General features: G+C 49.8%; 1 protein-coding gene. It reads left to right on the forward strand.

All coding sequences use genetic code 11. From position 1 onward, the window contains the following. On the forward strand, positions 1-1718 hold a 1718-nt coding region (locus ACFSQJ_RS14290), incomplete at both ends, for a SprB repeat-containing protein (protein ID WP_377767653.1).

The raw sequence follows: 1718 nt of genomic DNA on the forward strand, positions 1-1718 counted from the left end.
TTGGTAACGGATGTGCTTTGTAACGGTGACTCCAACGGTGCGGTCGACCTTAACGTGTCGGGCGGACTCGCTCCATACTCCATCGTATTCGACGGTAGTGCGCCTTCCACGCAACAAACCTACACGGGCCTTGCCGCAGGTACTTACACCTACACCGTGACCGATAGCAAAAACTGTGTTACAACAAACACGGTGACCATAAACGAACCAGCGGTACTGAGCCTCACCACGGCCATTACCGTAGACTATACTTGTGATAACGATGCCACCATAGACGTAACGGCGACCAATGGCGGTACGGCCCCTTATCAGTACAGTATCGACGGTGTCAATTTTAGCGGCACTTCAACCTTTACAGGCCTTACCGATGGCACCTATACCATTACCGTAAGGGATGCCAACAATTGTGTGCGGACAAGTGCACAGACCATTGACCCGCTCGATCCGCCCACCGACCTATCATTTACACAAACGGCACTGACATGCCCGACCTTGGTAGGGGACGTTACAGTAAGCGTAACAGGTGGCAATACACCGTTTACATATGAGATCATAGCTCCTTCGGGAAGTGTGACCAACAACGGAAACAACGCAACGTTTACAGGGCTGGCCCCAGGAACATATACCTTCCAGGTAACTGACGACAAAAACTGTATCATAACCGAAGACTATACCCTAGACCCGATACCACAAGTAGATGCCGTTTCACAATTGGTAAGGAACGTTACCTGTGTAGGCGATACCGACGGCGAGTTCAACTTTACCGTATCCGATTTCGATACTACCTATAGCTATATCGTACAGGATGGATTGGGAACTACCGTTACATCCGCGAACAATATCAATACAACAACACCGATAACCGTACCCGGCCTTGCCGCGGATACCTATGTCATAACCATTACCGATGACGTTACCAACTGTACCGTTACACTGAACCAAGTCATTGCGGAACCTGCAACGCCCCTTGGATTTACCTTTACAAATACCGACGATACCTGTGTGGCGGACGCCACCATTACCGTGAACGCAACTGGAGGATGGGGCGGTTACGAATACCAGTTGGAGGAAATCTCCGGACCGACCATCATATACCCTTACCAGAGCGGAAACTCCTTTGCCGATGTGGCTCCGGGAACTTACGACATCTACGTAAGGGACACCAATGGATGTATCGTTGTACAGCGTATTACCATAGACCCTGCGGAAACGCCCGTAATAGCCCTTGCTCCTTCCGACCTGTGTTATGACGGTACAGATCAAGCTTCCCTGGTGGTCAACATTACCGATGGTGTAGCTCCTTATTCCTATACCATTAACGGAGGAGGGCTTATAGCTGCCAGTGGAAATCCTTTCACCATAGCAAACCTGACCCCGGGAACATACAATATTCAAGTGACCGACGCCTATGGCTGTGTATCGAACACTATCACACAGACCATCGAACCGCAGCTTACCGCAAACGCCGTACTTACCCAAGACCTGTTCTGTACAGCGAACGCGATCATAGATGTGACCATAAGCGGAGGATATACACCATATGCTACCTACCAAGTGCAGATAGATGGCGGTGGATATGGAACAACAACCGCAATAACAGGAAACAGCTTTACCTACAACGGGGCCGCAACCGCAGGTACTTACCAGTTCCTTATAACCGACAACAACAACTGTAACGTCGAAACAAACGAAATCATCGTCTCACCAACCGTTAATCC

The sequence above is a fragment of the Croceitalea marina genome, from assembly GCF_042684265.1.
Taxonomy (GTDB): domain Bacteria; phylum Bacteroidota; class Bacteroidia; order Flavobacteriales; family Flavobacteriaceae; genus Croceitalea; species Croceitalea marina.